The organism is Sinomicrobium halophytocola (assembly GCF_052983395.1).
In genome coordinates this window covers 1-4,579 of sequence record NZ_JBRKIT010000026.1, presented here as the reverse complement: position 1 = coordinate 4,579, position 4,579 = coordinate 1, and the positions used below count along the sequence as shown (strand labels likewise).

The window sequence follows — 4,579 nt, the reverse complement described above, 5'->3', positions numbered from 1 at the left end:
TATGGGGATCAATGATAAGATATTGATAGTCGAAGATGAGTTCATCCTTGCCAATGGCCTGAGGCTCATGCTGAGGGAGGCCGGGTTCGAGGTGTGCGAAATTGCCAGTTCGGTTCCAAGGGCCAGGCAAATCATCCAAAAGGAGAATCCCACCCTGGCCATCCTGGACATCCACCTGGAAGGCAGCCTTTCCGGGATCGATCTGGCCAGGGAACTGAAAACCGCAGGGATCGGGTTCATTTATCTCTCCGCCAATTCCAACAAGACCATCCTGGATGCCGCCAAGATAACGGAACCCTATGGGTTCCTTGTCAAGCCCTACCGCAAGAAAGAACTGCTCATAGCCATTGAGATAGCACAGTACCACCAAAACCAAAAACAGGAACTGTCCAAGACCGATGACACTGCTTCCGGGGGACAAAGACCGGATAGTCCCGGGGACCGCTCCGCCTTTGAGAACATTATCGGACAGAGTCCGCCACTATTGAAGGTCTTTGAACAGATCCGGAGGGTGGCCCCCATGGACACCTCCGTCCTGATTTTGGGGGAAAGCGGCACGGGAAAGGAAAGATTGGCCCATGCCATACACGAGCTCTCCCCCCGAAGGAACGGACCCTTTGTCATTGTAAACTGTGCGACACTGCCCTCCACCCTGATCGAATCCGAGTTGTTCGGCCATGAGAAGGGCACCTTTACCGGTGCCCTGGCACAAAGGATCGGAAAGTTTGAGCAGGCCCATGGCGGGACCATATTTCTTGATGAGATCGGGGAACTGCCTTTGGAAATGCAGCCCAAATTATTGAGAGTGCTCCAGGAAAAACATATGGAACGGCTCGGGGGCAACAAGGAGATCAACGTCGATGTCCGCGTAATTGCGGCCACCAACAAAAACCTGGAACGGGAAATCGGTGAAAACCGTTTTAGAATCGACCTGTATTACAGGCTCAACGTATTTCCCCTCAATGTCCCCCCGTTACGGGAAAAAATAGAAGACATGTCCTTGTTGTTAGACCACTTTATGGCCATATTTACACAAAAATCCGGGAAGGATGTTTAAATACCCTAACTTTTGTCCAATGATCGAGGTAAGTAATACTTGGAAAATGAAAAGGAACAATAGCAGTTGTGGGTTCCCAATCCCAGATTCAGGTCGGAACCACCCATGCACCATATATGAAATTACGGGGACACCTGTAGAATCCCCATGGGCTAAGTTCAGAAAACAGTATCTTTGTCAAACGAGTTTATCCCAGAAATTCCGGCAAAAACTTAAACACATTGATGAGATGACAGTGATCGCCAAACCTACGGTCCGTTTTGTCAGCACTTTTTTGCTGATTTTCCTTTTATGTGTCAAAGTCAGTGCAGAACCAATAGAACCTTATTTGACCAAAGAAGCTGCCATGGAATTATTGGCCCGGGTTAAAACGAGCAAACACAACGCCGATCTGGTCGATGATCTATTGGACATTGCCCAATACCATTTATCCCAAAATAGTAGGGATAGTGAAATATATATCGAAAGGGCACTCAGCCTGAGTGAAAAGCTATCATACCATAGCGGATTGATTAAAGGCCTATGCCTGAAAGCAACTCTTCTTCGAAACATTCTTAATGATATCTCCTCGGCCAACAGGGTTATAGACAGAGCCATTTCCCTGGGCAGAATTTATGAATTACCTGAGATGGAAGCCTATGCCTTCTATACCAAAGGAGAGTGGGACAGTATTGGGGACCTTGAACTTGCCATAGAATATTATACTATAGCAAGGAATTTATACCGCAGCTCCGGTAACAAGATCAAAGAGGCATTTGTTGTCAAGTGTATGGCCAATACACACCTTTATCAAAATAGGCTCAGTCAATCCCTGAAGGAATTGTTGGAGGCATTGGAAATATACAAGGGTGCAGGTTATCCGAAACTCCATTATACCTATGATTTGATCGGTGTGGTATACCGATCAATGGGAAATTATCAGGAAGCTCTAAAGTATAGTTTGCTCGCCATTAAATCCGCCGAGAAGACTTCTGACACCGTAGATATCGACTTGTTCTATTTAAGGGTGGGAACCGTTTTTGACGAATTGAACCAACCTTTTGAGGCCATCCAATACTTTTCAAAGGTCCTTAAGAAAGCCGAAAATGAAGGAGGGAATTTTTACTTTCAACAAGCATCCGCTTCGAGGATTTCCAAGATACTTATGGAGACCGGTAGACCGGAGGAAGCACTAGAATTCTTTATGAATGCCATTGCCTCAAATCCGGTAAAGAAGGGAAGTCTCCAATATTGTTCAAATCACCGTACGTTGGGCGATATCTACTTTTCGTTAAAAAATTATAGCAAGGCGGAGGAACATTACCTTAAGATGTTGGAGACCAACGAAAAAAATTCTTTTGGAGATTCATTCAATTTAATATCTTTCCTGAAGCTCGGGGATTTTTATATTGCCCAGAGCAAGTTTGCACAAGCCAAGGAGTATATCAACAAGGCTTTGGTACACAAATCCCTAAAATCTAAAACAGATATAGCAAATCTGAACCTGCAACAATTCAAGGTAGATTCGGCATACTCAAATTTCCCCTCTGCCATCAGACATTACCAAACCTACAAAGCATTGAACGATTCCATGTTCAATGAGCGGTCAAACCACCAGATCGCCAGTATGAATATACAGTATGAAACCGAAAAGAAGCTTCAGGAAATAGAGACCCTTACCGCTAAAAACAAGGAGCAGAAAATTGTCCTGGAAAAGCGTGTTTTTGAGCGCAATGTCTTTACGGCGGGTGCCATTATGTTGTTGCTCCTCCTACTGCTTAGCGGCAACCGTTACCAAATCAAACAGAGGGCCAACAAGAAGTTGCGGGAACAACAGGAGACCATCAACAACAACGTCCGGGCCCTCAATTGTCTGCTTAAGGAAAAAGAGGGGTTGTTGCGGAGCAAGGACAAGTTGATCTATGAAAAGGAGTGGTTGATAAAAGAAGTGCACCACAGGGTCAAGAACAACCTCCAAATGATCTCTACCCTATTGTACTCCCAAGCCGCTTACCTTAAGGACAGTGTCGCCATCGCAGTGGTCAGGGATAGCCAACAAAGGATCTATGCCATTTCCCTCCTCCACCAAAAACTTTACCAATCGGACAACCTGCAACTGGTGAACATGAAAAATTACGTCCACGAACTGGTCGACTATCTAAAAGAGAGTTTCGACACCGCAAGGGAAATCGAATTTTACCTTGAGGTCGATTCATTTGAAATGGAGATCGTTAAGGCTATCCCCCTCGGGCTCATACTCAATGAAGCTATAACTAATTCATTGAAATATGCTTTTAGCGAAAACAATAAAAAAATAATCTCAGTCCTTTTACAGCGACAAGAGGACCAAAACATTCAACTGGTCATCAGGGACAATGGCAAGGGCTTACCTACTGGTTTTGACCCACACCAGTCAGATTCACTGGGTATTAACCTTATGCAAGGGCTCAGCAACCAGATCGGTGCTGATTTCTCCATAATGAATAAAAACGGCACAACGATTACACTGTATTTCAAGGAATCCGACAAGTTCTTGTTGGAACAAGTAATTTAACGAACGTATGGGGATCAATGATAAGATATTGATAGTCGAAGATGAGTTCATCCTTGCCAATGGCCTGAGGCTCATGCTGAGGGAGGCCGGGTTCGAGGTGTGCGAAATTGCCAGTTCGGTTCCAAGGGCCAGGCAAATCATCCAAAAGGAGAATCCCACCCTGGCCATCCTGGACATCCACCTGGAAGGCAGCCTTTCCGGGATCGATCTGGCCAGGGAACTGAAAACCGCAGGGATCGGGTTCATTTATCTCTCCGCCAATTCCAACAAGACCATCCTGGATGCCGCCAAGATAACGGAACCCTATGGGTTCCTTGTCAAGCCCTACCGCAAGAAAGAACTGCTCATAGCCATTGAGATAGCACAGTACCACCAAAACCAAAAACAGGAACTGTCCAAGACCGATGACACTGCTTCCGGGGGACAAAGACCGGATAGTCCCGGGGACCGCTCCGCCTTTGAGAACATTATCGGACAGAGTCCGCCACTATTGAAGGTCTTTGAACAGATCCGGAGGGTGGCCCCCATGGACACCTCCGTCCTGATTTTGGGGGAAAGCGGCACGGGAAAGGAAAGATTGGCCCATGCCATACACGAGCTCTCCCCCCGAAGGAACGGACCCTTTGTCATTGTAAACTGTGCGACACTGCCCTCCACCCTGATCGAATCCGAGTTGTTCGGCCATGAGAAGGGCACCTTTACCGGTGCCCTGGCACAAAGGATCGGAAAGTTTGAGCAGGCCCATGGCGGGACCATATTTCTTGATGAGATCGGGGAACTGCCTTTGGAAATGCAGCCCAAATTATTGAGAGTGCTCCAGGAAAAACATATGGAACGGCTCGGGGGCAACAAGGAGATCAACGTCGATGTCCGCGTAATTGCGGCCACCAACAAAAACCTGGAACGGGAAATCGGTGAAAACCGTTTTAGAATCGACCTGTATTACAGGCTCAACGTATTTCCCCTCAATGTCCCCCCGTTACGGGAAA

The 4,579-nt window shown here is 46.6% G+C and carries 3 protein-coding genes; all 3 read left to right on the top strand.

Going from position 1 to position 4,579, the window contains the following annotated elements; genetic code table 11:
* Positions 1–1,057: sigma-54-dependent transcriptional regulator (locus ACVBDY_RS10285; RefSeq protein ID WP_447175393.1), on the top strand; the 1,057-nt coding region annotated here is incomplete at its 5' end.
* 229 nt (positions 1,058–1,286) lie between these two features.
* Positions 1,287–3,590: a tetratricopeptide repeat-containing sensor histidine kinase gene (locus ACVBDY_RS10280; RefSeq protein WP_447175392.1), complete on the top strand. Its 2,304-nt coding sequence runs from the start codon at positions 1,287–1,289 to the stop codon at positions 3,588–3,590.
* Between the two features lie 7 nt (positions 3,591–3,597).
* Positions 3,598–4,579: sigma-54-dependent transcriptional regulator (locus tag ACVBDY_RS10275; protein ID WP_447175391.1), on the top strand; the 982-nt coding region annotated here is incomplete at its 3' end.

What these genes read in the sequence shown, in the direction of transcription:
- ACVBDY_RS10280 (WP_447175392.1), top strand. Translation starts at nt 1,287, where the DNA reads ATGACAGTGATCGCCAAACCTACGGTCCGTTTTGTCAGCACTTTTTTG.